The 20981-nt window shown below is 72.4% G+C and carries 19 protein-coding genes; 9 read left to right on the top strand and 10 right to left on the bottom strand.

Annotation, left to right across the window (positions count from 1 at the left end):
* Positions 1–31: 31 nt before the first annotated feature.
* The 3 genes from V5F49_RS07850 to V5F49_RS07840 are packed head-to-tail and all read right to left on the bottom strand — an operon-like array spanning position 32 to position 2767.
* A complete protein-coding gene (locus tag V5F49_RS07850) occupies positions 32–1309 on the bottom strand; it encodes a TRAP transporter large permease (RefSeq protein ID WP_394117704.1) in 1278 nt (425 codons plus the stop codon).
* A gap of 5 nt (positions 1310–1314) precedes the next feature.
* Positions 1315–1848 carry a TRAP transporter small permease gene (locus V5F49_RS07845; protein WP_394117703.1) on the bottom strand — a complete coding sequence of 178 codons (534 nt, stop codon included), beginning with the start codon at positions 1846–1848 and terminating at the stop codon, positions 1315–1317.
* A 13-nt stretch (positions 1849–1861) separates the two neighbouring features.
* Positions 1862–2767: a dihydrodipicolinate synthase family protein gene (locus V5F49_RS07840; protein ID WP_394117702.1), complete on the bottom strand. Its 906-nt coding sequence runs from the start codon at positions 2765–2767 to the stop codon at positions 1862–1864.
* Between the two features lie 398 nt (positions 2768–3165).
* Between V5F49_RS07840 and V5F49_RS07835 the strand changes: the two genes are divergently transcribed.
* Positions 3166–4212: a LacI family DNA-binding transcriptional regulator gene (locus tag V5F49_RS07835; protein ID WP_394117701.1), complete on the top strand. Its 1047-nt coding sequence runs from the start codon at positions 3166–3168 to the stop codon at positions 4210–4212.
* Positions 4213–4235: 23 nt separating this feature from the next.
* Here V5F49_RS07835 and V5F49_RS07830 read toward each other — a convergent pair whose 3' ends face one another.
* Both V5F49_RS07830 and V5F49_RS07825 read right to left on the bottom strand, forming a co-directional pair.
* Positions 4236–5027, bottom strand: a complete 792-nt coding sequence (locus V5F49_RS07830) for an enoyl-CoA hydratase/isomerase family protein (protein WP_394117700.1) — start codon at positions 5025–5027, stop codon at positions 4236–4238.
* A 3-nt stretch (positions 5028–5030) separates the two neighbouring features.
* The gene (locus tag V5F49_RS07825; RefSeq protein WP_394117699.1) at positions 5031–6224 is read right to left on the bottom strand and encodes a glycoside hydrolase family 88 protein; all 1194 of its coding nucleotides are present in this window, start codon (positions 6222–6224) and stop codon (positions 5031–5033) included.
* A gap of 302 nt (positions 6225–6526) precedes the next feature.
* Here V5F49_RS07825 and V5F49_RS07820 point away from each other — a divergent pair, with 302 nt between their 5' ends.
* Positions 6527–6874 carry a hypothetical protein gene (locus V5F49_RS07820; protein WP_394117698.1) on the top strand — a complete coding sequence of 116 codons (348 nt, stop codon included), beginning with the start codon at positions 6527–6529 and terminating at the stop codon, positions 6872–6874.
* Positions 6875–6908: 34 nt separating this feature from the next.
* Complete coding sequence (locus V5F49_RS07815) at positions 6909–7427, top strand: hypothetical protein (protein ID WP_394117697.1); 519 nt, start codon at positions 6909–6911, stop codon at positions 7425–7427.
* Between the two features lie 37 nt (positions 7428–7464).
* On the opposite strand, the gene V5F49_RS07810 is transcribed toward V5F49_RS07815, so the two are convergent.
* Positions 7465–8784 carry a nucleotide disphospho-sugar-binding domain-containing protein gene (locus tag V5F49_RS07810; RefSeq protein ID WP_394117696.1) on the bottom strand — a complete coding sequence of 440 codons (1320 nt, stop codon included), beginning with the start codon at positions 8782–8784 and terminating at the stop codon, positions 7465–7467.
* A 43-nt stretch (positions 8785–8827) separates the two neighbouring features.
* Positions 8828–9415 carry a TetR/AcrR family transcriptional regulator gene (locus V5F49_RS07805; protein WP_394117695.1) on the bottom strand — a complete coding sequence of 196 codons (588 nt, stop codon included), beginning with the start codon at positions 9413–9415 and terminating at the stop codon, positions 8828–8830.
* A gap of 147 nt (positions 9416–9562) precedes the next feature.
* On the opposite strand from V5F49_RS07805, the gene V5F49_RS07800 reads away from it, so the two are divergent.
* Entirely contained in the window at positions 9563–10378 is an 816-nt protein-coding gene (locus V5F49_RS07800) for a hypothetical protein (protein WP_394117694.1), read from the top strand.
* A 15-nt stretch (positions 10379–10393) separates the two neighbouring features.
* A complete protein-coding gene (locus tag V5F49_RS07795) occupies positions 10394–10924 on the top strand; it encodes a hypothetical protein (protein ID WP_394117693.1) in 531 nt (176 codons plus the stop codon).
* A 20-nt stretch (positions 10925–10944) separates the two neighbouring features.
* On the opposite strand, the gene V5F49_RS07790 is transcribed toward V5F49_RS07795, so the two are convergent.
* Genes V5F49_RS07790 through V5F49_RS07780 form a run of 3 tightly spaced genes read right to left on the bottom strand, consistent with a single transcriptional unit; the run spans position 10945 to position 13576 of the window.
* On the bottom strand, positions 10945–11433 hold the full coding sequence (locus V5F49_RS07790; protein WP_394117692.1) for a GDYXXLXY domain-containing protein: 489 nt from the start codon (positions 11431–11433) through the stop codon (positions 10945–10947).
* Positions 11430–12557 (bottom strand): DUF4401 domain-containing protein, encoded by a 1128-nt coding sequence (locus tag V5F49_RS07785; RefSeq protein ID WP_394117691.1) that lies wholly within the window; start codon positions 12555–12557, stop codon positions 11430–11432. The genes V5F49_RS07790 and V5F49_RS07785 overlap by 4 nt, the downstream gene beginning before the upstream one ends.
* Entirely contained in the window at positions 12554–13576 is a 1023-nt protein-coding gene (locus V5F49_RS07780; protein WP_394117690.1) for a DUF2157 domain-containing protein, read from the bottom strand. The genes V5F49_RS07785 and V5F49_RS07780 overlap by 4 nt, the downstream gene beginning before the upstream one ends.
* Positions 13577–13647: 71 nt before the next feature.
* Between V5F49_RS07780 and V5F49_RS07775 the strand changes: the two genes are divergently transcribed.
* The 4 genes from V5F49_RS07775 to V5F49_RS07760 all read left to right on the top strand — a co-directional run bounded on the left by V5F49_RS07775 (position 13648) and on the right by V5F49_RS07760 (position 20723).
* The gene (locus tag V5F49_RS07775; protein ID WP_394117689.1) at positions 13648–14169 is read left to right on the top strand and encodes a hypothetical protein; all 522 of its coding nucleotides are present in this window, start codon (positions 13648–13650) and stop codon (positions 14167–14169) included.
* A gap of 163 nt (positions 14170–14332) precedes the next feature.
* Positions 14333–16609, top strand: a complete 2277-nt coding sequence (locus V5F49_RS07770) for a caspase family protein (RefSeq protein WP_394117688.1) — start codon at positions 14333–14335, stop codon at positions 16607–16609.
* Positions 16606–18312, top strand: a complete 1707-nt coding sequence (locus tag V5F49_RS07765; RefSeq protein WP_394117687.1) for a CHAT domain-containing protein — start codon at positions 16606–16608, stop codon at positions 18310–18312. Before V5F49_RS07770 ends, V5F49_RS07765 begins: the two co-directional genes overlap by 4 nt.
* Positions 18309–20723 (top strand): hypothetical protein, encoded by a 2415-nt coding sequence (locus tag V5F49_RS07760; RefSeq protein ID WP_394117686.1) that lies wholly within the window; start codon positions 18309–18311, stop codon positions 20721–20723. Before V5F49_RS07765 ends, V5F49_RS07760 begins: the two co-directional genes overlap by 4 nt.
* Positions 20724–20981: the final 258 nt, after the last annotated feature.

Here is a 20981-nt window from a genome sequence, read left to right as displayed (position 1 = left end):
GGGTGTTCTGCGGGCGTGGTTCGGACCCGCCCTATTTGAGAAGCGCGAGCGAAAGCACCGGCACGTAGGAAATGATGAGGATGTCGACGACGAGAACGCCGAGGAAGATCAGCAGCGGGCGGATCAGCTGATCGATCCGCAGCCCCGCGATCTCGCAGGCGACGAAGAGGTTGACGCCCACGGGCGGCGTCACCATGCCCACCGCGAGGTTCACCACCACGATCATGCCGAAGTGGATGGGGTCGATGCCGAAGTGGATCGCCACCGGTCCGAGGATCGGCGCCAGGATGATGATGGCCGCGAGGGTCTCCATGAACATGCCGACCACGAACAGCAGCAGGTTCACCAGAAGCAGGAAGGTGAAGGCGGAGCCGGAGACTTCCGAGATCCACGCGCCGATCTGCTGCGGCACCTGGTTGATGGTCAGCGCGAAGCCGAACGCCGAGGCGAAGGCGACGATGAACAGGATGCCCGCCGAGGCGAGGCCGGAGCGGATGAAGATCCGCCCGAGATCGGCGACGGCGATCTGCCGGTAGACGAACAGGCTGATCACGAGGGCGTAGAAGGCAGCCACCACCGCGGCCTCGGTGGGCGTGAAGGCGCCCGTGTAGATGCCGCCGAGGATGATCACCGGCATGAGCAAGGCGAGCGAGGCGTCCTTGGTCGCCACCGCGATGCCGCTGATCCACGCGACGGGCGTCATCGGGGTGATGCGGTCGTAGCCCTTGATGGCGCACACGATCAGCACCGTGCCGATCAGCGATCCGCCCACCACCAGCCCGGGAATGATGCCGGCGATGAAGAGCGAGGTGATGGAGAGGTTCATCACCAGCGCATAGATGATCATCGGCAGCGACGGCGGGATGATCACCCCGAGCTCGCCGGACGAGGCCACGATGGCGGTGGCGAAGGGCAGCGGATAGCCCTTCTTCTCCATGGCGGGGATGGTGGTGGAGCCGATCGCCGCCGTGGTGGCGGACGACGAGCCCGAGATGGTGGCGAAGATCATGCTGGTCAGCACCGCGGCGGCGCCAAGTCCGCCGCGCAGCCAGCCCACGAACGCGTTGGCAAGATTGACGAGCCGCTGCGAGATGCCGCCCGCCTGCATGATGTTGCCGGCGAGGATGAAGAAGGGCACGGCCATGAGGGAGAAGCTGTCGAGGCTCTCGAACGCCGCCTGGACGCCGGCGATGATCGGCATGCCCTTGGACCACAGGATGCCGAAGGAGATGAGGCCGATGGCAACCGCGATCGGCACCGAGATGAACAGCAGGACGATCAGGCTTCCGAGGATCTGGACCACGAGCATGGCGATCAGTCCCCCGCCAGTTCGGCGAGCTCGGCGGCGTCGGCCGCTTCCTCCGCGGGGTTGGCGATGCTGGCGACCAGGAAGCCCACCAGATTGAGGAGCGCGAGGATGCTGCCGACGGGCAAGGCTGCGGCCACCCAGGTCATGGGAATGCGCATCACCGGCGACAGCTCGATGGCGCTGAGGGCCATCCATTCCATCCCGGTCTCCACCAGCAGCACGAAGAACGCCATGGTGAGAACCATGCCGCCGATCCTGAGCGCCTTGCCGAAGGGGAGGACGATAGTGAGGATCTCGACGGCGATCAGCTTGGCATGCCGGCAGAGCACGCCGACGCCGATGAAGACGCACCAGACCACGAGGTAGCGCGCCAGTTCCTCGGTCCACGGCGCGGAGGCGATCAGGCCGAGCTTCGGCAGGACGAAGCGGACGCAGACCTGGATCAGCACGGCGCAGGTCGCGACCGCGAACAGCACCGCGACGATCCAGCAGGCCACGCGGTTGATCACGTCCAGTGATTGGAGAAAGAGCCGGTTCATCGAAACCCCCGGCTCAGGCGGCGCGCGACGTCTGGCCGGCAAGGCCGGCGCACGCGGACTCGATGACGGAAACGACCTGCGCGCGCTCGGCTCCGGAGAGCGGGAGCCGCGGGGTCCGGCACCATTCCGGCGCGCCGTACACGATGTGCTCGGCCAGCTTGATGTACTGCACGAGCTTCACGTGCGTATCGAGATGGAACGCCGGGGTCAGCAGCCGGTAGAGCGGGCGGGCGGCCTCGAGGTCACCGGCCCTGCAGCGCTCGAACAGCTCGACGCATTCCGCCGGCCAGGCGTTGGTCATGCCCGACACCCAGCCCACCGCCCCGAGGGCGACGCTTTCGAGGATCAGGTCGTCGACCCCGCAGAAGACGTCGAACCGGTCGCCATGGGCGTTGAACAGGTCCGTCACCCGGCGGATGTCGCCGGTCTCCTCCTTGATGGCCGCGATGGTCGGCACATCGGCGAGGCGGTCGAGGATCTCCGGCGTGACATCCACCCGGTAGGCGAGGGGATTGTTGTAGATCATGATCGGCAGGCCGGTGGCGGCGCCGATGGTGCGATACCAGTGGACGGTCTCGTCCGCGTCGGTGCGGTAGACGAGGCTCGGGAAGGCCATGAAACCCTCGGCGCCCCAGCTCTCCATGCGCCGCGCCGTCTCGCAGGCGGTGTCGAGCGTGATCTCCGCGAGGCCCGACAGGAGCGGGACGCGGCCTGCGACCACTTCCCGCGCGGCACGGATCACCTGCTCCTTCTCCGCCGGCGACAGCGAGGCGTTCTCGCCGAGCATGGGCAGGACGATCAGGCCGGAGACACCGCTGGCGAGGAGCCGCTCCATGGCGGCCTGGCTCGCCTCGATGTCGATGGAGCCGTCCCGCTTCATCTTGGTGGTGACTGCCGGAAACACGCCGGTCCAGGTCATCTCGTTCTCTCCCCGATATGGATGACGCATCGACAGCCCCCGCCCACACGCTTCGGCGCGCGTTCGTTGTCAGCGGGAGCCTCGGTTCCTGTGGCGCTGGCGACCGCTAGCGCGGGCGCGGCCTGGATTCCGCCCGGGAGAATGCGAGTGGGTGGCGTTGCATGGGGTTTCTCCCGACCGTCCTGAGCGCTTGCAGAGCTGGTGTCTGGACGCTGCTGTTTGTAAGCGCTTACAGTAAGGGTCAGCCGCGCGGGCTGTCAACGCCCGTGTGAGCCTGCCGCGCCGTTCTGTGGCGGAAGCCGACCGCCGATGGTAAAGGTCCGGGAGCGCTGCAACGCTGGCGGGATTGGCCGTGAAGGCGTTGGCGCGCCTGATTTGAGTGGGATCGACAGGGCATCGTGACCGAGAAGAAGAGAAAGGCGGTCATCGCCGATATCGCCGCCGCGGCGGGCGTTTCCACGGCGACGGTCTCGCGGGCGATCAATACGCCCGCGATGGTCCGGCCGGAGCTGCGCGCGCGCGTTCAGGAAGCCTTGCGGCAGCTCGGCTACGTGCCGGACGGCGCGGCCCGTGCGCTGGCCTCCCGGCGCAGCCGCTCCGTGGGCGTCCTGGTGCCGACCCTGAGCACCTCGATCTTCGCGCGGGGCGTCGAGGCGCTTCAGAACCGGCTGGCGGAGGCCGGCTACAGCCTGCTGGTGGCCAATTCCCAGTACGATCTCGACAAGGAGCTGATGGAGGCCCGCGTTCTCCTGGAACGCGGCGTCGACGGCCTCGTCCTCGTGGGCAACGAGCGGGTCTCGGAGGCGCGCGCGCTGCTGCGGCAGTCCGGGCTTCCCATCGTCGTCACCTATGTCAGCGACGGGGCCGACGGACTGCCGGCGGTCGGGATCGACAATTTCCGCCTGGCGTATGACCTCACGCGCTATCTCGTGGATCTCGGCCACCGGCGGTTCGGCGTGATCTCAAGCCCCTTCGCCGCCAACGACCGCATCCGCGCGCGCAGGCAGGGCATCCTGACCTGCCTCGACCATCGCAATGCGATGCCGGAGGCCAGCGCGCTGCTCGAGGTGCCCTACACCATGGAAAGCGGCCGGCAGGCGCTGCGCCGTGTCGTCGAGGCCTGCCCGCCGATGACCGCGCTGGTCTGCACCACCGATGTGCTGGCGATCGGCGCCATCGCCGAGGCCAAGGACCTCGGGCTCAGGGTTCCGGAGGACCTCTCCATCGCCGGGTTCGATGATCTGGAGTTCGCGAGCTATCTCGACCCGCCGCTGACCACCGTGCACGTCCCGACCGAGCAGATCGGGCTCCGCGCCGCCGAGCTGCTGCTAGGACTGATGCAGTCCCGCCCGGTGGAGAGCCGCACCGAGCTGGAGGGCGAGCTCGCGATCCGCCGCTCCACCGGCGCCCCCCGGCGCAGCGGGGAGCTGGCGCCCCGGCGCTGAGGCCGCATCGCGCCGGGACGGCGTCAGCGGTTGAACCGCGGCGGCCGCTTCTCGATGAAGGCGGCAAGGCCTTCGGCGAGATTGGCGCTGCCGTAAAGCGCTCCGAACGCCTCGGCCTCCCGGGTGTCGATATCGCCGGACGGCTGGGCCGCCGCCACGCAGGCCTTGGCAAGCTCAAGGGCATCCCCCGGCAGGGCGGCGATCTCGGCCGCGAGCGCGTCCACCCGGCGATCCAGCTCGGGCGGTTCCACCACCTCGTTGATGAGGCCGATGGCGAGGGCGCGTTCGGCCGGGATGAAACGGCCGGTGTAGATCAGCTCCCGCGCATGGACCGGCCCGATCTCGCGCACGAGCCGCTTCACGCCGCCGGCCACCGGCAGGGCGCCCAGCTTGATCTCGGGAAAGCCGAAGGTGGCCTCGGTGGAGGCGATCCTGAGGTCGCAGGCCAGCATCAGCTCGCCGCCGCCGCCGAGGGTCAGGCCGCCGATCTTGGCGATCACCACTTGCGGCAGGGCCGAGATCCTGTCGAGCAGATATTGCTCGAACCGGATCTTGGCGACGCCCCCGAGCTCCGTCGTGGGAAACTCGCGGATGTCGGAGCCCACCGAGAAGGCGCGGGGCCCTGCCGCCTCGATCACCACCACGCGCAGATCGCCCCGATGCCCGGCGGCGCAGGCCGCCTCGAACAACGCTTCGCGGACCGCAACGGTGAGGACGTTGAGGGGAGGATTGGCGATGGTGATGCGCCCCACGGGGCCTGACGCGGTGAGCGTCACGCCCTGGGACGCGAACAGGGGGGCGTCGGTCTCGGCCACGGCTCAGATGGTCCCGTAGGTGGGGCGGAAGCGGCCGGGCATGACGACCTGGCAGAGCGCTTCCACGAAATAGTAGTCGCCGAACAGCACCGCGGAATCCGGCCCGATGTCGTGGGGGCGGGAGTAGCATCCGTGCTTCAGCAGCCCGCGATGGCTGCCCTCCTGCGCCAGCGAGGTGCGGCACAGCCCCTCCAGCAGCCACAGCCCCTGGCCGCGGCGCAGGGCGGAGCGCTCGGCGTCGGCATCGAGGTCGGCCATCTTGAGCAGCGCATTGGCGACGATGGCGGAGGCGGCGGTGTCGCGCGGGCTGTCGGGAATGGCGGGATCGTCGAAATCATAGAACGCCACGGGATCGTCGCCGATGCGCGCGAGGAAATGGTCGGCGAGGGTGTTGGCGAGCTCGAGATAGTCCCGCCGCCCGGTGGCGGCGGCGGTATCGGCATAGCCAAGGATCGCCCAGCCCTGGCCGCGGGACCAGCAGGACTCATCGGCGTGGCCCTGGAAGGTGTAGCCGCGCGCCCGTGCGCCGGAGGGCAGGTCATACTGGACGGCGTGGTAGGTCGACTGGTCCGGCCGGATGAAGGCGCCGCGCGTCATGTCCGCATGGGCGACGGCGGCGAGGGCGTAGCTCGCATCCCCGGTGTGGCGCGAGGCCCAGTAGAGCAGCGCCAGGTTCGCCATGGTGTCGATGGCCGAGCTGCAGCGGGCGCGGGCATCGTCCAGCGGCCCCCAGGAGGAAAGGTAGGCGCCGCGATCGGTCATCACGGTGCGGCTGCGCAGGCGCTCCGCCGCCGCGAGGCCGATGGCGGCCAGGTCCGCATCGCCGGTGACGTGATGGAGCGGCACCGCGCTCGCATTGAAGATGAAGCCGATGTCGTGGGTGTTGGGATCGTCCGCCCGCTGCGCGACGAGGCGCATGCGTTCCTGGGCGATCGCGAGATGCCGGGGATCGCCGGTGTGGAGATGGGAGGCCAGCAGCAAGCCCACCCAGAAGCCGCAGAACCAGTTGCCGTGGCTCCAGCCCGAAGGGCCATAGCCGGCGGATTCCGAGGCGAGCATGGTCTGCCAGGAGCCGTCGGGGGCCGTGACATAGGGAAAGGCGACGCCGAGGCGGCCTTCGTCCTCCAGCAGCTTGGTGGCGAGAAGGTCGAGGGCGTTCCTGTAGAGGTCGATCTGAGCGTTTGTATGCGCTTTCATGTCTTGGCTCGTTCGGCTGGTCGCGGAGCGGCGTCTGAAGCTCCGGCAGAAATTGCGTTGTAATTATTGAATTTTATGACGATTGCGGATCGCGGAAGTCAAGCTGCCATCGCCGCCAATCGCTGTCAATGAATGTTGCAATCGCTTACATAAGGCGCGCCGTCATCCGCCCGCTGGCGGAGTTGTGCGCCCCGCGCGGCGCACGTCACGATGCAGGCGTGCTACCAACGCGCAGGCGCGCCCGGCCGACCGATGCCATCGGCCCCGGCGGCTGCGCCGACACGGACAGGAGAGCGATCGCGATGATGCGCACCTTCATGAATGCGGCCCTCGGCGTGGGCCTCCTCGTCGCGCTGGCCCAGCCGGCCGCCGCATTTCCGGTGCCGGCGAAGCCGCCGGCGGCGGCTGCCGCGGCAGAGGTGGTGCCGGTGGCCAATGGCTGCGGCTGGGGCTGGTATCGCGGGCCCGGCGGCGCCTGCCACCGCTACGGCCATGGGCCATTTCCGGGCGGCTATTTCGGCCCCTACGGGCACTCCTTCGCCCTCGATCACGGCTGCGGCGCGGGGCGCTATCGAGGGCCCTGGGGGGCCTGCCACCGGTTCGGCACCGGCCCCTATCCCGGCGGCTATTTCGGCCCCTACTACCGCTGAGCCTCTTCCAGTTTCCAGATCTCCGGAGACCGACATGAAGCACCTGACTTCCGCCGTGGCCGCGCCCCTGGTCGGCGCGCTGGCCGGCTGGCTGCTGCTCGCTGTTCCCGCGGCGCAGGCCCAGCCCGCGACCCCCGCCGCCGCCGAGCCCGACATCGTGGTGGTCTACACCGACGCCGATGCGAGGGCCGTCCTCAACGCCCGCATCGCGGCGCTGAAGACCGTGCTTGAGCTCACGCCCGAGCAGGACAAGCTCTGGGGGCCGGTGGAGGCGTCCATCCGCAAGATCGCGGCCGATTCCATGGCACGCGGCAAGGCCCGTTCGGAGGCCCAGCCGCCGGCCGACGTGTTCGACGTGCTCGGGCGCATCGCCGATGCGGAAGCGACCCGCGCCGCCGACCTGAAGGCCTTCGTCGAGGCGGCGCGGCCGCTCTTCACATCCCTGACCGATGCGCAGAAGGCCCGCATTCCGGCCTTCCTGGGCATGGCCGGCAGCGCCGATTCGCCGCTCTCGACCCGTTCCCTGTGGCTGTTCGAGGAAGAGGAGCGCTGAGGCTCGCGCGCCGGCCGCCGCCTCCGAAGTCCCGGCCTCAGGCGGCGCAGGTGGGGTGCGCCCGGCGCTGGGCGTGCAATTGCTCGATCGCCGCGACGAAGCGCTCGGCGGCCGGCGGCTCGGCCCGCAGGGCCTCTCCCATCCGGCGGGCGCTCGTGGCGAAGTCGGGTTCCCACAGCAGGCGGGCGATGGCGTCGGCGATGACCGGCGCCGCGCTCGCCGCGTCGAGCCGCAGGCCGACACCGTGATAGGCGACCCGCGCCGCATTCTCGTTCTGGTCGCGTCCCATGGGCAGGATCAGCAATGGCACGCCGTGCCGCAGCGCGCGAAGCGTCGTGCCGTGGCCGCCGTGGGTGATGACCAGGGCGGCATGGGGCAGGATCGCCTCGTGCGAGGCTGAATCGAGGACCCGCACATTGGGCGGGATCTGCGCGCCGAACCGCTCCAGCACGTTGCCGAGCGTCACGACGGCCTCGACCGGCAATTCGCCCAGAGCCGAGATGATGGTCTCCAGCGCGCCGGACTGGCCCTGGTCCGTGGTGCTGAACGACACCAGCACGAGCGGGCGCTCCGGTGGCGCCGCCACGGGCGCCGCGCCGCCGGCGATCCAGCTCGGCTCATCCAGCAGCGGCCCCACGTAGCGCACGTCCGGCGGAAGCGCGGCCGCGGGATAGTCGAAGGCCGGGCTCGTCGCCAGGAGGTGCAGGTCGGCGGCGCGCAATTGGTCGAGCACGCGGGCGAGCGGCTTTCGGCCCAGCGCCTGCCGGGCGGCGTTGAGGCCCGGCAGGAAGCCGTTCCACATCTCTTCAGCCCACGCCGCCACCGATCGGTCGCGCTCGTGGTCGGCCGCGGTCTCGGCCGGCAGGAAGCCGGGGCCGAACGGCGGATGTCCCGGCAGGGGGGAAATGGAGACGTTGGTGGAGAGGATGGCCGTCGGCAGCTGCGCCACCTCGCCCGCCAGCACGGACCCGAACAACAGGTCGCTCGCCACCAGGACATCGGTGGGCTGCACGGTCATCACCTCGATGAGGTCGCGCGCCTGGGCCTCGGAGGGGCCGACGAAGATGCGCTCGCACCAGGCCGCGAAGGCGGCGAAGGGATCGGCCAGCTCGGTATCCCGCACGAAGCAGCTCGCCGCGGAACGATCGGGGCGGTTCGGCGCGCGCTTCCAGCCCACGAAGCGGGCGCCCGCGGCGCGGGCATCGCCGGCGATGGAATCGTCGGCGACGACCGTCACCTCATGGCCGCGCGCGCAGAGCGCCGCGACGGCGGAAATCGTCGGCGGCACGTTGCCGCCGCCCTTCCATCCGGCCACGACGATGCGCAGCCGGCCCGCGAGAGCCGGTGTCGGTTCCATCTGATGTCTCCCCAAAATGCCGGCGATCGGGTGCCGGCGCCCGTCAATCCTCGCGGAGCAGCCGCTCCACGATCTCGCTCATCAGGCGCGCCGTGCGCTCGGCCGAATGGCCCTGCCGGCGCCGCATCAGGTGCCAGACCCAGACGTCCGTCGTCGCCAGCAGCTCGGCGAGAAGATCCTCCCGCCGGGTCCCCTCGCGCCGCTCCAGCCAGGGGCGGAACATGTCCTCGATCCATTCCCGATGGCCGCGCCGGCCCTGCTCCAGGACCGCGCCGAACTCGGGAATGCGGTCCTCCTGGTTCAGGGTCCGCACCACCAGATCGCCGCTGCGCTCATAATCGGTCATCAGCACGGCGATGATGCCGGCGACATCGGCGGGCCGGTCGCGCCAGCGCTGGGCGCGGATGGTGGTGTCCTGCTGCGCCGCCATGGCGCTCAGCACGCCCGCCTTGTTGCCGAACCGGCGGATCACCGTCTGCCGCGTGGTGCCGGCCGCGGCGGCGATCTCGTCCAGCGTCACCTCGTCGAACCAGCGGGTCTCCATCAGCGCGGCGAGCGCATCGACGATCTGCTTCTCGGTGTCGCGCACGGCAGTCTCCCGCGCCACCTGTCGATACGGCCGTGCCGCCATGGTCATCTCCAATTCGTGTTACACACAGTAACTCGAAATATCTCGATGTCAACGGGCCTCGTCGCGCGCCCCGCTTGACGGAACGTCGTCGCAGCGGCATGGCCTTTGCGGCCACGTTCCCGCTCCCACCATTTCGAGCCCAGGTCGATGAATCGTTTCCGGATCCGCCAACGCCTGCCCGGCCTCGCCGCCGCCTGCCTCGCCGCCATCTGTGTCCATGGCGGCGCCGGGGCGCAGGAGGGCCGCGCCTATCGGCCGGTCGCGGTGGAGGTGGGCGCGCAGGTGACGCCGCCGCCCGAGCTGGTGGCGACCGCCCGGCGGCTCCATGTGGCCGCCGGCGCGCGCGATGCGCAGGCGGTGGCCGCCCTGATCGCGCCCAAGGTGGCTGTCGTCACGTCCGGCCTCACGCCCGCCGTGCGTCGGCAGGTGGAGACCCTCGGGCCCTGGCCCGAGGGCGATGCGGCGCTCGCGGCCATCGGCGCCGCCTTCCTGGAGGGCGATGCGCCCCCGGCGGGGGCTGCCGGGCGGGAGGCTCAAGGCCTTGCGCAGGCTCTCGACACCATCGCGGCCGCGACGGAGCGGCCGGACTGGGGCCGGGATCCTCTGCTCAAAGGGGCGTACTGCACCTACCGCGGCCTGCGCTGGGACGCCGAGACCGCGGCGCGGATCGCCGAGGGCGCGCGCGGCCTGCATGTGCCCGCCGCCACGCCGGTCCATGCGGCGCCCGTCGCCGCCGGGGCGGCGTCGGTGCCGCCCATCGCCTCGCTGAAGCCCGGACTGATCTATTTCGAGGGTGAGATGGACGACCTTCCAGACGGCTGGCGCGCCGTGCGGCTGCCTTCGGGCCGGGTCGGCGCGGTGCGCGAGGCGGATGTGCGCGACACCGCCGCGCAGGGCCTGTGCTTCCTGCGCGGTCCGGACGGGCGCTGGCAGGTGTCCGCTTTCTCCACCGTGCTGTTGTGATTTCTTGGGGGATTCATGAACATCGCTGTCGAAGCCGCCCTGCGCGTGGTTGGCCTGTTCTATGTGATGAGTGGCGTGCTGGTGGTGCGCTCGCTGGCCGTGTCGGGAATGGCGGATGCCGCCTACACGGCCATCATGGGCACGCCGCCGCACCCGGCGGAGCGGGCCCGCGAGCTCTGGCTGGCGGCAAGCTCGGTGCTGATCGCGGCCGGCGGCTTGGCGCTGATCCTGCTGCTGGACCTTGCCGCCGTCCTGTTCATTCTCGGGGCGCTGCTGCAGATCGCCTATCTCGGCGTGATCGCGCCGCGCTATCTCGATCCCCATGATGCGCCGGATGCCGGCGGGCGGGCAAAGACGTGGAACGCCGCCATCGTGTATCTCGTGGCCACGGGCCTCGTGGTGCTGGCGGCGCTGGGCGGCGTGCTGCGCCCCTGGCACGATGCGCCGGTCTGGCTGCTCGGCGCGGCCGGCGTCGCCCTTGTCGCGGGCATCGGCTGGACGGTGTGGGCGATGCGGCTGCGCAAGTCGCTCGGGCAGGGCGAATAGCAGGCGCCGGGGCGCCGCCCTCAGCGCGGCTCGATCCTTTCCGCCTCGGCGTCGGCGAGGCCGACGAGCAGGTGACGGCCCTCCGGGTCGACGTGGAAGATGCCGTAGCGGGCCCGCGCGTAGAGGTCCCCGTGGCCTTCCTGGAACAGGAACGAATGGGGCTCGACGCGGACGCCGCTGCCGACCTCGCTGCGGGTGACCCGGAACGCCACCTCGCCCGGCCCGGCGGTGCCTGCGATGCGCCGGAAGCTGCCGATGCGGCGCGCATCGAGGGCGAGGATGACAGTCCCGGCCGGGGCGCCGAGATCGATCTTCTCGCGTTCCAGCCCATAGGCGAGGCGCATGTAGTCGCCTTGCATCAGCGAGCGCGGATCGACCGGCGCCAGCGGCAGCAGCACCACCTCGCCGGCGGTGCGCAGCGTCTCGAGGCCGCGCACGCTCCAGCCCAGAGCGGCCAGCACGCCGAGGCTGGCGAGCAGGAACAGCGCGCGTCGGATCGTCTGGCTCACGGCGTCTCCTCCCGGTCCCAGCCGGCGCGGGCGATGAGCGCCTGTCCGGCCAGCAGGAGGACCCCGCTGCCCACGAGCGTGGCGGATTTCTCGAGGAAGGTCATGTCGCGCCCGTAGTACCAGAGCACCAGGAAAGCGGGCAAAGCGAGGATGCCCGCTACCCGCAGCGGCGTGTCATGCAGCGCGTGGCCGACGATGAGCACCAGCATGGCGAAGCTGATGCCCGGCGCCCCGGCGAGGCCGAGCAGGACCGCCCCCGCCGCCGCGGCGAGGAGGGGCGGCCGGGCCAGCCGGTCGAGCCCGCCGGCCGCCCAGCCGATCACGCCCACGAGGGCGATGGTGAGCACCGCCTCCACCGGGCGCGGGTCCATGGGGCGACCGCTCGCCCAGGCCCCGGCGTCCTGTCCGGCGGCGAGGATGCAGACGATGGTGCCCATCAGGGCAAGCGCGGCAGTGCCGATGGGCCGCAGCGCCAGCGGCACGCGATGGGACAGCAGGAGCAGCCCGGCGATCGCCGTCGCCAGCGTGAACAGGGCGGTGAGCGCGAGGCCGGGATCGATCCCGTAGCTCCGGCGGGCGAGGATTTCCACGATGGCCGCCACCCCTGCCGCATAGGGGGAGAGCACCCGGTCCAGCGAGGTGGCGGACACCGGATAGGTCAGGGCGGTGACGGCGAGGATGGCGGCTGTGGGCACCCACGGCCGGTCCTCGCCCGCCAGCAGGATGACGCCGGCGACCGTCATCACCTTGCCCAGCGCGAGGGCGGTGAAGGCGGTCTGCGCGAGGGCATCCCGGCCCAGCCCTGCCGGCACGCGGGGCAGCGCGAGGGACAGGACGATGCCGGCGGCGATGAAGGCGAGCCCCCAGGCGAGCACGCCGCCCCCGTCCCGGAAGGAAATCAGGTCCGCGACCACCAGGAACGACAGGAAGAAGGCGGTGGCGAGCAGGGTGCCGACGGCCGTCAGGATCTTCAGGTGCAGCGGCGGGTGCTCTTCCCGGGCGTCGGCCCGCAGCGCCGTGACCACCGCCGCCTCCGCCTCCGGCTCGAGCGTGCCGGAGGCGCGCCAGGCGGAAAGGAGCGTTGCGGCGTCGATGGAGGGGCGTGTCGTCATCTGGTGCTTCACGGACGCGCCTCCAGGTGGCGGGAGGTGGCCCTGAGCCAGGCGACGGCGGCGGTGAACAGGGCGAGCGTGACGACGCCCATGATGAAATAGGTGCCCATGTCCCCCCGCCTGCCGTCGCCGACCAGGCTGCGGAACACGGCGAAGTCGGCGATGACGCAGACCGAGAGCGCAACCGCGGCCAGCATGGCGAGGTCGGGCAGGGGACCGCGGTAGACCGCGGCCATCGCGACGAGCACCACGACGATGGCGAGGATCGCGCCCCCTTCCGCCGGGCCGAAGCGGCCGAACGCCGCCAGCAGGATGATCGCCAGCTGGACCGTCGCGGCGAGGAGCGGCAGGCCGAGGAAGAACCGCGTCCATCGCGCCGCCGGCCAGGAGACGCCACGCGCCGCAAGCACCTCGCGGGCGATGAGCGCGGCGCCGAACAGAGCCATCAGGCTCAGGTTCCGGCCGCTGTGGAAGGCGGCATCGGCCGGCTGGGTCTGGTCCCACCAGGTGACGAGCGCGGTGGCGGCGACGGCGATCCACACTGCCCAGGTGGCGGCCGAGCCGGCGAGCAGCGTCCAGGCGAGGGCAAGGCCGGCCCAGGCGGCGAACAGGGTCCAGGCGTCCGCGCCGGTCTGGTAGATCTGGCCGGCCACCGCGAGGAACACGCCCACCAGGGTGACGGCGGCGGTGGACGCCACCTGCGAGCCGCGCCGGCCAAAGCCGAGCACCACCACCGCGAGGCAGGCCGCGGCCATCATCCCGGCGATCAGCCCGAGCCGCGTGAGGGGCGGGATGCGGTTCCAGTTGAAGGCGAAGAAATAGATGATGCCGCACAGCACCAGCGCCGCGCCAACCGTGCCCAGCAGCCGCCCGGCCCACAGCCCCCACCGGCGCGGCGGCTCGATCAGGGCGAGGGCCGCGTCGCGCGCCTCCGCCGGGATCAGCCCGCGCGCCGCCAGCCGGTCCACGGCGTGGCGATCCACCCGGATCCCCGCCAGCCCCTGCATCCCGTCGATGACGTTCCCGCTCATCCGTATTTGTCTCGTCTTGCCGCCACTTCCGGCTCGGCTAACCTCGCGCAGGATGCCACCGAGGTCCAATCATGATCCGAGCCGCCTGCGCCGCCCTCCTCGTGCTCGCCGCCGCGGCCCCCGCGGCGGCGCTGGAGTGCGCGCTCGACAAGGCAGTCTATACCCCGCTCGATGCCGACGACGACTGGAGCGCGCCGGAGGGCGTCGCCAACGCGTGGGAAATCACCCATCCCCTGAAGTCCGATGCCTCCGCCGACCGGCCATGGGTGCTGCGCCTCGCCGAGACGCGGCAGGGCCTCGCCGCCGAGTTCGGCATTGCCGATCCTCCGGGCTTCAGCGCCACCCACGTCTTCATGCGGGTCCCGCCGGGCGGCAAGGCGAAGGGGCTGGATGCCGGCAAGGCGCCGTCTTCGCTGCTCTATTATTTCGGCGATGACCTCAAGCGGGTGGACCCGCGTGGCGAGACGCCGCCCAAGGCGCCGCCGCTGGTGCAGCTGCCCGGCCTGTCCAAGGCCTTCTGGGCGTGGAAGCGCGACGGGCGCCGCTTCGTGCCGCCGGATGGCCTGTGGAAGCTGACCGCCTGCCGGCCCTGACCGCGCACCGGCCCGGGGCGGAGCCATTTTCACGCCCTATTTCAACAGCCTATACTCACCTAACTCAGGGGGAGGCCCGCCGGGGCATGGGGGGGTGACGGAGATATCGCCGGGATACCCGGAGCGACGGCATGCGGCACGCGGCCGCAGCCCATTCCGCACGGTGCGACGTCCCGCGCGGCAACGTCCCGCGCGCGGGCAGGGCGTCTTCGGCCTTCTGGCCGGGGCGCTGCTCGCGTTCGCGCTGGCGTGCCCGCATCCGGCGGCGGCGCGCAATCTGGCGCTGCTGGTGGGCGTCGCCGATTACGACGAGCCGAAGATCCGCCCCCTCGCCGGGCCGCGCAACGACGTGATCCTGCTGTGGCGCCATCTCTCTCGCCATGGCTTCGAGGCGGCCGACATCACCGTTCTGGCCGAGGGGCTGTCGCAGGCGCCGGACGTGCCGGTCCCCGCCGCCACGCCCACGCGCGCCGCGATCCTCGACGGCCTCGCCCGCCTCGCGCAGCGCGCCGGGCCGGGCGACACCGTGCTGTTCCATTTCTCCGGCCATGGCACGACGCAGCCCGAGGCAGCCCGTGCCGACGGCGCGCTTCCCGAGGCCGGCGGCCGCGACCAGGTGCTGCTGCCGCGCGATGCCGGGCTCTACGATCCCGCCGCGCGCACCATCCGCAACGCCATCGTGGACGATGAGCTGGGCGCCGCCCTCGACCGCATCCGCGCGCGGGGCGCCACCGTGTTCGTGGTGGTGGACGCCTGCCACGCCGGCACCGTCACCCGCTCGGCCGACGTGGCGCGCGGTGTCGATGCCGCCGCGCTCGGCACGCCGCCGACCGGGGAGGCGCCCTTGGCTGCCGCGGCTGTGCGCGCGCCATCCCGTCCGCCGCAGCGCGGCGCCATGCTGCGGGGTGCCGGCGCGCCGGCGCCGGTGGAGGCGGGGGCGCTGGTGGCCTTCTTCGCGGTGGATTCCTGGACCCCCGCCATCGAGCGGGCCTTTCCGGCGCCTGCGGCCGGCCTCGTCGCGAAGCCCGTCGCGGACGGGCCGACGCAGGCCACGTTCGGTGTGTTCACCTGGCACCTGCTGCGCGCGCTGGAAAGCGGGCGGGCGGCCACGTTCCGCGATCTCGCCCGAATGATCGCCCTCGACATGGCGGCGTCCGCGCAGCTTGCCCAGGCGCCGCTCCCGGTGTTCGAGGGCGATCTCGACCGGGGCCTGCCGGGTGCCGGCGCCAGCGGGCCCCGCCGCTTCGCGACCCGGCGTGAGGGCGCGGACCTGGTGATCGAGGCCGGCGCGCTGCAGGGCTTCGACGAGGGGACGGAAATCGCCGTGTTCGACGGTCCGCTGGCGGATGCGCGGGCGCTCGGCAGGGTGCGTCTGCCGGTGGCAGCGGCCGGGGAGAGCCGCGTGCCGCTGGCGGATCTGCCGTCTGGCATTGCCGCCGCGCGCGAGGTGCTGTGGGTGCAGATGGAGCGGCCCGGCGTCGCCTTCCGGTACCGCGTGGCGAATGTCGCGCCGGCCGAGGCGGCGCTGGCCATGGCCCGCGCGCTGGAGCCGCGCGAGGGGGCGCCGGCCATCGGCATCGAGCTGGTGCCGGCTGGCCAGCCGGCGGATCTCGCGCTCCATCTGGCGGACGGGCGGCTGTGGCTGGTGCCGGAGGGCGGCCGCCTCGTGACGGATACCCAGGCCTACGGCCGCAGCTTCTCGATCCCCGCCGGGGAGCCCGGCCGGCTGCGCGATGCGGTGTGGGCCTTCGCACGGGCGGCCAATCTGGTGCGTCTCGCCAGCGTCGCCGACATGGGCGCGGGCGCCGCTTCGGGCGACGTGGAGATTGGCCTCGAGCTGATCCGCGAGACCGATCCCGCGCAACTGGCCGATGCCCGGCGCGGCTGCGGACCGGCCGCCCGGCCCTCGGCGCCGCAGCCGGTGGACAGCGGGATGGCGGCGGCGCTCGTCCATTGCGACACGGCGCGCCTCACCATCACCAACCGCTCCGAGCGCGAGATCGACCTCGGCATCTTCCTCATCGATCCGTTGGGCGGCATCGAAGTGCCGGTGCGCGGCTGGCGGCAGAACGGCTGCATCGCCACGCTGCCGGCGCGTGCCTCCGGCCCGCTCGTGCTGCGCACGACATTGCGGACATGGGGCAAGGATGGCCCCGGCCAGATCGGGCTGCACCGCATCCTCGTCTTCGCCCTGCCGCGGTCCGGCGGCATCCCCCCGTCGCTCTGCCACCTGCTGCAGCGGGACGTCGCGACCGCCGCGGCCGGAGCCTTGCGCGGAGGGGCGGGACAACGCGGCTTCATCGACCTGCTGGGCCGGGCTGCGCTGGTGGAGCCGGGCCTGCGCGGCGCCAATCCGTTCGAGGCGGAGGACGGCGCTGCCGGCGGCGTGGTGGTGCGCCAGTTCAGCCTCGACCTGTTGCCCCCGGAGGCCGGCCGATGATGCGCCTGCTGCTCCGTCTGATGCTGCTGGCGGCATGCGCCCTCGGCCTTGCTCCGCTCCGTCCGCTCGCGGCGCAGGAGGCCGTGCCCGCGCCGGCGCAGCTGCGCGACGAGGCCTTCCAGGCGGCGCAGAAGGCCATGCTCACCTCCGCCAGCGTCGCCCTCGCCCAGCTCGGCGCGCGCTTCGCCGCCGGCTCCGACGAGCTCGCGCGGCTGGTGCGTCAGCGGCAGGATCTCGTCGCCGCGTGGAAGGGGGCCGACCGCGCGCTGGTCAAGGCGTTCGGCATGGCCGCCAGCGGCGCCGCGGCGGAGAAGGACGTGGAGGCCCGCCGCGCCGAGGCGGGCGCGCTTCAGGCCCGCATCGCGGAAAGCGACCGGGAGATGGCCGCGCGCTTCCCCGCCTATGCCGAGCTGTCCCAGCCGCAACCGGTCTCCATCGCGGCGGCCCAGGCGCTGCTGGAGCCGGACGAGGCGCTGGTGCTGGTCTTCGTCGGCACCCGCGAGACCTTCGTCTGGGCGCTGACCCGCGACGCCGCCGACTGGCACCGCGTGGCGGTCCCGCGGGACGAGCTGGTGGCGCAGGTGAAGGCGCTGCGCGCCGGCCTCGATCCCGCCGCCGTCGCGGTGATGCGGTCCGCCCTGCGCGACTTCGGCGATACCGACGTGGACGGTGACGGCATCGCCACCCGCGCGCAGTCGGCCTTCAGCCGCGCCAGCGCCCATGATCTCTACCGCCAGATCCTGGCGCCGCTCGAGCCGCTGCTGGCGCAGCGCCGGCGCGTCTTCATCGTCGCCGAGCGGCCGTTCGATTCGCTCCCGTTCGCGCTGCTGGTGACCGAGCCGCCGCAGGGCGACGATACCGATCCCGGCGCCTTGCGGGAGACCGCCTGGCTGATCCGACGGCAGGGCATCGTCACCCTGCCGTCGGTGTCGAGCCTGAGGTCGCTGCGCGCGGCGCCCGCCACCCCGGCGCCGCTGCCGTTCCGCGGCTACGGCGCGCCGCTGCTGGGTGGGCGCGGGCCGCCGGTGCAGGTCGCCGCCGCGACCCCGGCCGTGGCGGACACGCTGCTGCGGGGCGGGCGGGTCGATCTGGAGACGGTGCGCGGCTTGTCGCCGCTGCCGCAGACGGAAGGCGAGCTGCGCCGCCTGGCGGAGGCCCTCGGCGCGCCGGCGGATGCGGTGCAGGTGGGGGCCGCGGCCACCAAGAGCGCGGTTCTGGCGGCCGATCTCTCGCGCTATCGCGTCCTCGCCTTCGCCACCCACGGGCTTCTCGCCGGCGACATTCCCGGCCTGTCCGAACCGGCGCTGGTGTTCACGCCGCCGGTGGCGGACGGGGACGACGACGGGCTGCTCACCGCATCGGAGGCGGCGCGCCTGCAGCTGGCGGCGGACTGGGTGATCCTGTCCGCCTGCAACACCGCCGGCAGCGACGGCACGCCGGGCGCGGACGGCCTTTCCGGCCTCGCGCGGGCCTTCTTCTATGCCGGCGCGCGGACGCTGCTGGTGTCCCACTGGCCGGTGCGGGACGACGCCGCTGCCCGGCTCACCACCGGCACCCTCGCCGCGCTCCGGGCCGATCCCGCGCTCTCCAAGGCCGAGGCGTTCCGGCGCGCGACCCTGGCGCTGATCGCCGATGCCGCCGACCCGACCCTGGCGCATCCCGCCATCTGGGCGCCCTTCGTCATGGTGGGAGAAGGGCGATGAGGCGGCTGTCTCCCGTCTCAGCGGCGCTCGTGGCCGGCCTTCTGCTGCACCAGCCCGCTTTGGCGCAGGCACCGGCCGCGCAATCCGTCGCGTCGCAGCCGGCGCCGGCCGCTCCCCTGCGGGACGAGCTCGCCGCCCGCCTCGATGCCGCCTACCGGCTGCTCGCCGCCGGCGAGCCCCGGCAGGCTGCGGCCCTGCTGCAGACGCTGCGCGTCCCGCTGGAGGATGCCGGCGATATCGACCTGCTGATCCGGTTCCACGATTTGGGCGGATACGCCGGCCACGTGCTGAAGGACCGCGCGGCGGAGATCGAGGGCAACGCCCAGTCGGCGATCCTGAACTATCTGGGCGCGCCGCTGGACGCTCCCGATACGGTGCTGGCCGAACTCGCCCTGGCCGAGGCCCAGCGCGGGCGTGACGGGCAGGTCTACGCGCTGGCGCACGTGCTGGCGGCGGCGCAGAACGGGCGCCGGGCCGGCGAGCCCTCCGCCGAACTGGAGGAGATGGAGGCGAAGGCCGCCGCGCTCATGGGCCAGCGCCTGCTGCGCGACGGGCGCCCCGAGCTCGCCCTGAGGTTCCTGCGCCAGGCCGTCGCGCTCGCGGCGAAGGGCCATATCGAGCCGGACGATGTCCGCAAGCTGGGCTTGCTCGTCGCCGAGGCCGAGCGGGATGCCGAGGGGCGGCGCGGCCTGCCGCCCGCCTCGCCGGAAGCGTGTGCCGGCCATCCCGGCCTGTCCGAGGCGCAGATGGCGGCCTGCCGGCGCAGCGCCGACATGGCCCTCGCGCAGGGGGACATGGCGGGTGCGGAGGCGATCCTCGTCGCCCTCACCAGCGATGTCCCGCGCGCCTCCCTGCGGGCGGACCGCTACGAGGCGGCGCGGGACCTGCTGGTGGCGCGCCTGCTGCATCGGCGGGCCGACGATCCGCAGCTGCGCGCCAGCGCCGATCTGATCGCCAACTATCTCGCCTTCACCGGCGACGTGGCCTCGGCGGCTCTCGTCGCCGCCCGCGCCGCCCGTGTCGCCATCGACGGCAAGGCCTATGACGCCCAGCTGGCGCAGACCTGCGGCCACGTCGCCCGCCGCGCCATCCGCGCCGGCGCGTCGGATCTCGCCCGCCGCATGCTGGCGCTCCAGCGCAGGGTGCTGCTGGCCGGTCTTCCCGATGCCGGCGCGTCGCTCGCCGTCGCCGATCGGCCGGTGCTGCAGCGGCGCCTGTCCGCCGCGCTGCTGCGGATCGAGAGCGCCCGCATCGCCGAGGACAGCGGCCTGCCGCGCCTCGCCGCCGCCCAGTGGGCGGAGGTGGAGCGCCAGGTCGCGGCCATCGACCTTGCGCAGTTCGACACCATCGAGCGCCTCACCGCGGTGGAATATGCGGGCGTGGAGGATTTCGTCTTCCCCAGCTACGCCGCGGCGCTGGAGTTCATGGGCCGGCTGGGCCGGCGCCTGCCCGCCAGCGACCCGCGGCACGATGTGGCGCGCGGCGCCTGGGTCAATGCCATCGAGGTCTGGTGGGGTGACACCGCCCGTGCCGACGCGCTGGCGGAAGAGGCCATCCGCGAGATCCGCGCGGCGCCGCAGGGGCGGGCGCAGGCGCTGGTGAACCTGCTTGCCGCCCGCTCCAGCATCGTCGCCCCGGCCAATCCGGCGCTGTCGGCCCGGCTCACGCGCGAGGCCTACGAGATTGTCGCCGCCCTGCCGGGGGAGGAGACGCGGCGGGTCGAGCTCCTGCTCGACATGGCGCTCGACCAGACCGACGCGGGCCTTGTGCGCGCGCTGGTGGCGGAGGCGCAGAAGCTGCGGGAGACCGGCGCAGCCATCGGCGTTGCCGCCGATGTGCGGCTGGACCTGAAGCGCGCCTTCATCGCCTTCGACGACGGCGACAGGGACCTGGCGCTGCGGCTCGGCGAGGGCGCGCTTGCGCGGCTGGTGGAGGCCGGCAAGGGCGACAGCTGGATGATGGTCGCGCCGGCCCGCGACCTCGCCGGCCTCTATGCCGCCCTCGGCCGCATGGACGCTGCCCGCCGCACCTACGAGACCCACGTGCTGGCGCGCAGCAACCCCATGCTGGATGGCGAGGAGAAGGCCATCTCCGACCGGCTCGGGCTCGCCAATCTGGAGGCCTATTACGCGCCGGACGGCACCACCGTGCGCACCCTTTCGACCCTGCTGGAGCGCGCCCGGCTGCGGGTGCGGGCCGATCGCGACCTGTCGCAGCGCATCCTGCGGGCGCAGGCATTCGCCTATCACGGCATCGGCGATGGCGAGAAGGCGCGGGCGGCGGCGCGCGACGCCCTCAGCGCGCCTCAGCCGCCCGTGAGCGATACCGAGGCCGCGCGCGAGGATCGCAAGCTCCTGGAGGCGCTGGTGGGCGCGGACTGGCTCGGCAGCCGCCCGGCGGGGCAGCCATGATCCCGCTCATCCCCTCGCGCACGACCCTGCAGGGCGTAGGCGCCGAAACCGCGCGCCGGCGCGCGGCGATGCGCGGCGCCCGCACCGAGGCCTCGTGCCGGTCGGCGACCCCGCGCGGCGCCGGTGCCGACTGGTCCGGCCCTCGCGTCCGGCGACGACGCGGCCGTGCGCCGCCTCCGGTTCCCTCCAGCGCCTCGCTCGAGCGGGCGGCTTGCCGGTCCTTCCAATCCCTGATCCCCCTCCCGACAGAGTGACACC

The sequence above is a fragment of the Xanthobacter lutulentifluminis genome, assembly GCF_043194675.2.
GTDB lineage: Bacteria > Pseudomonadota > Alphaproteobacteria > Rhizobiales > Xanthobacteraceae > Xanthobacter.
The sequence above is the reverse complement of the archived record's forward strand: the minus strand, read 5'-3'. Positions and strand labels throughout refer to the sequence as shown.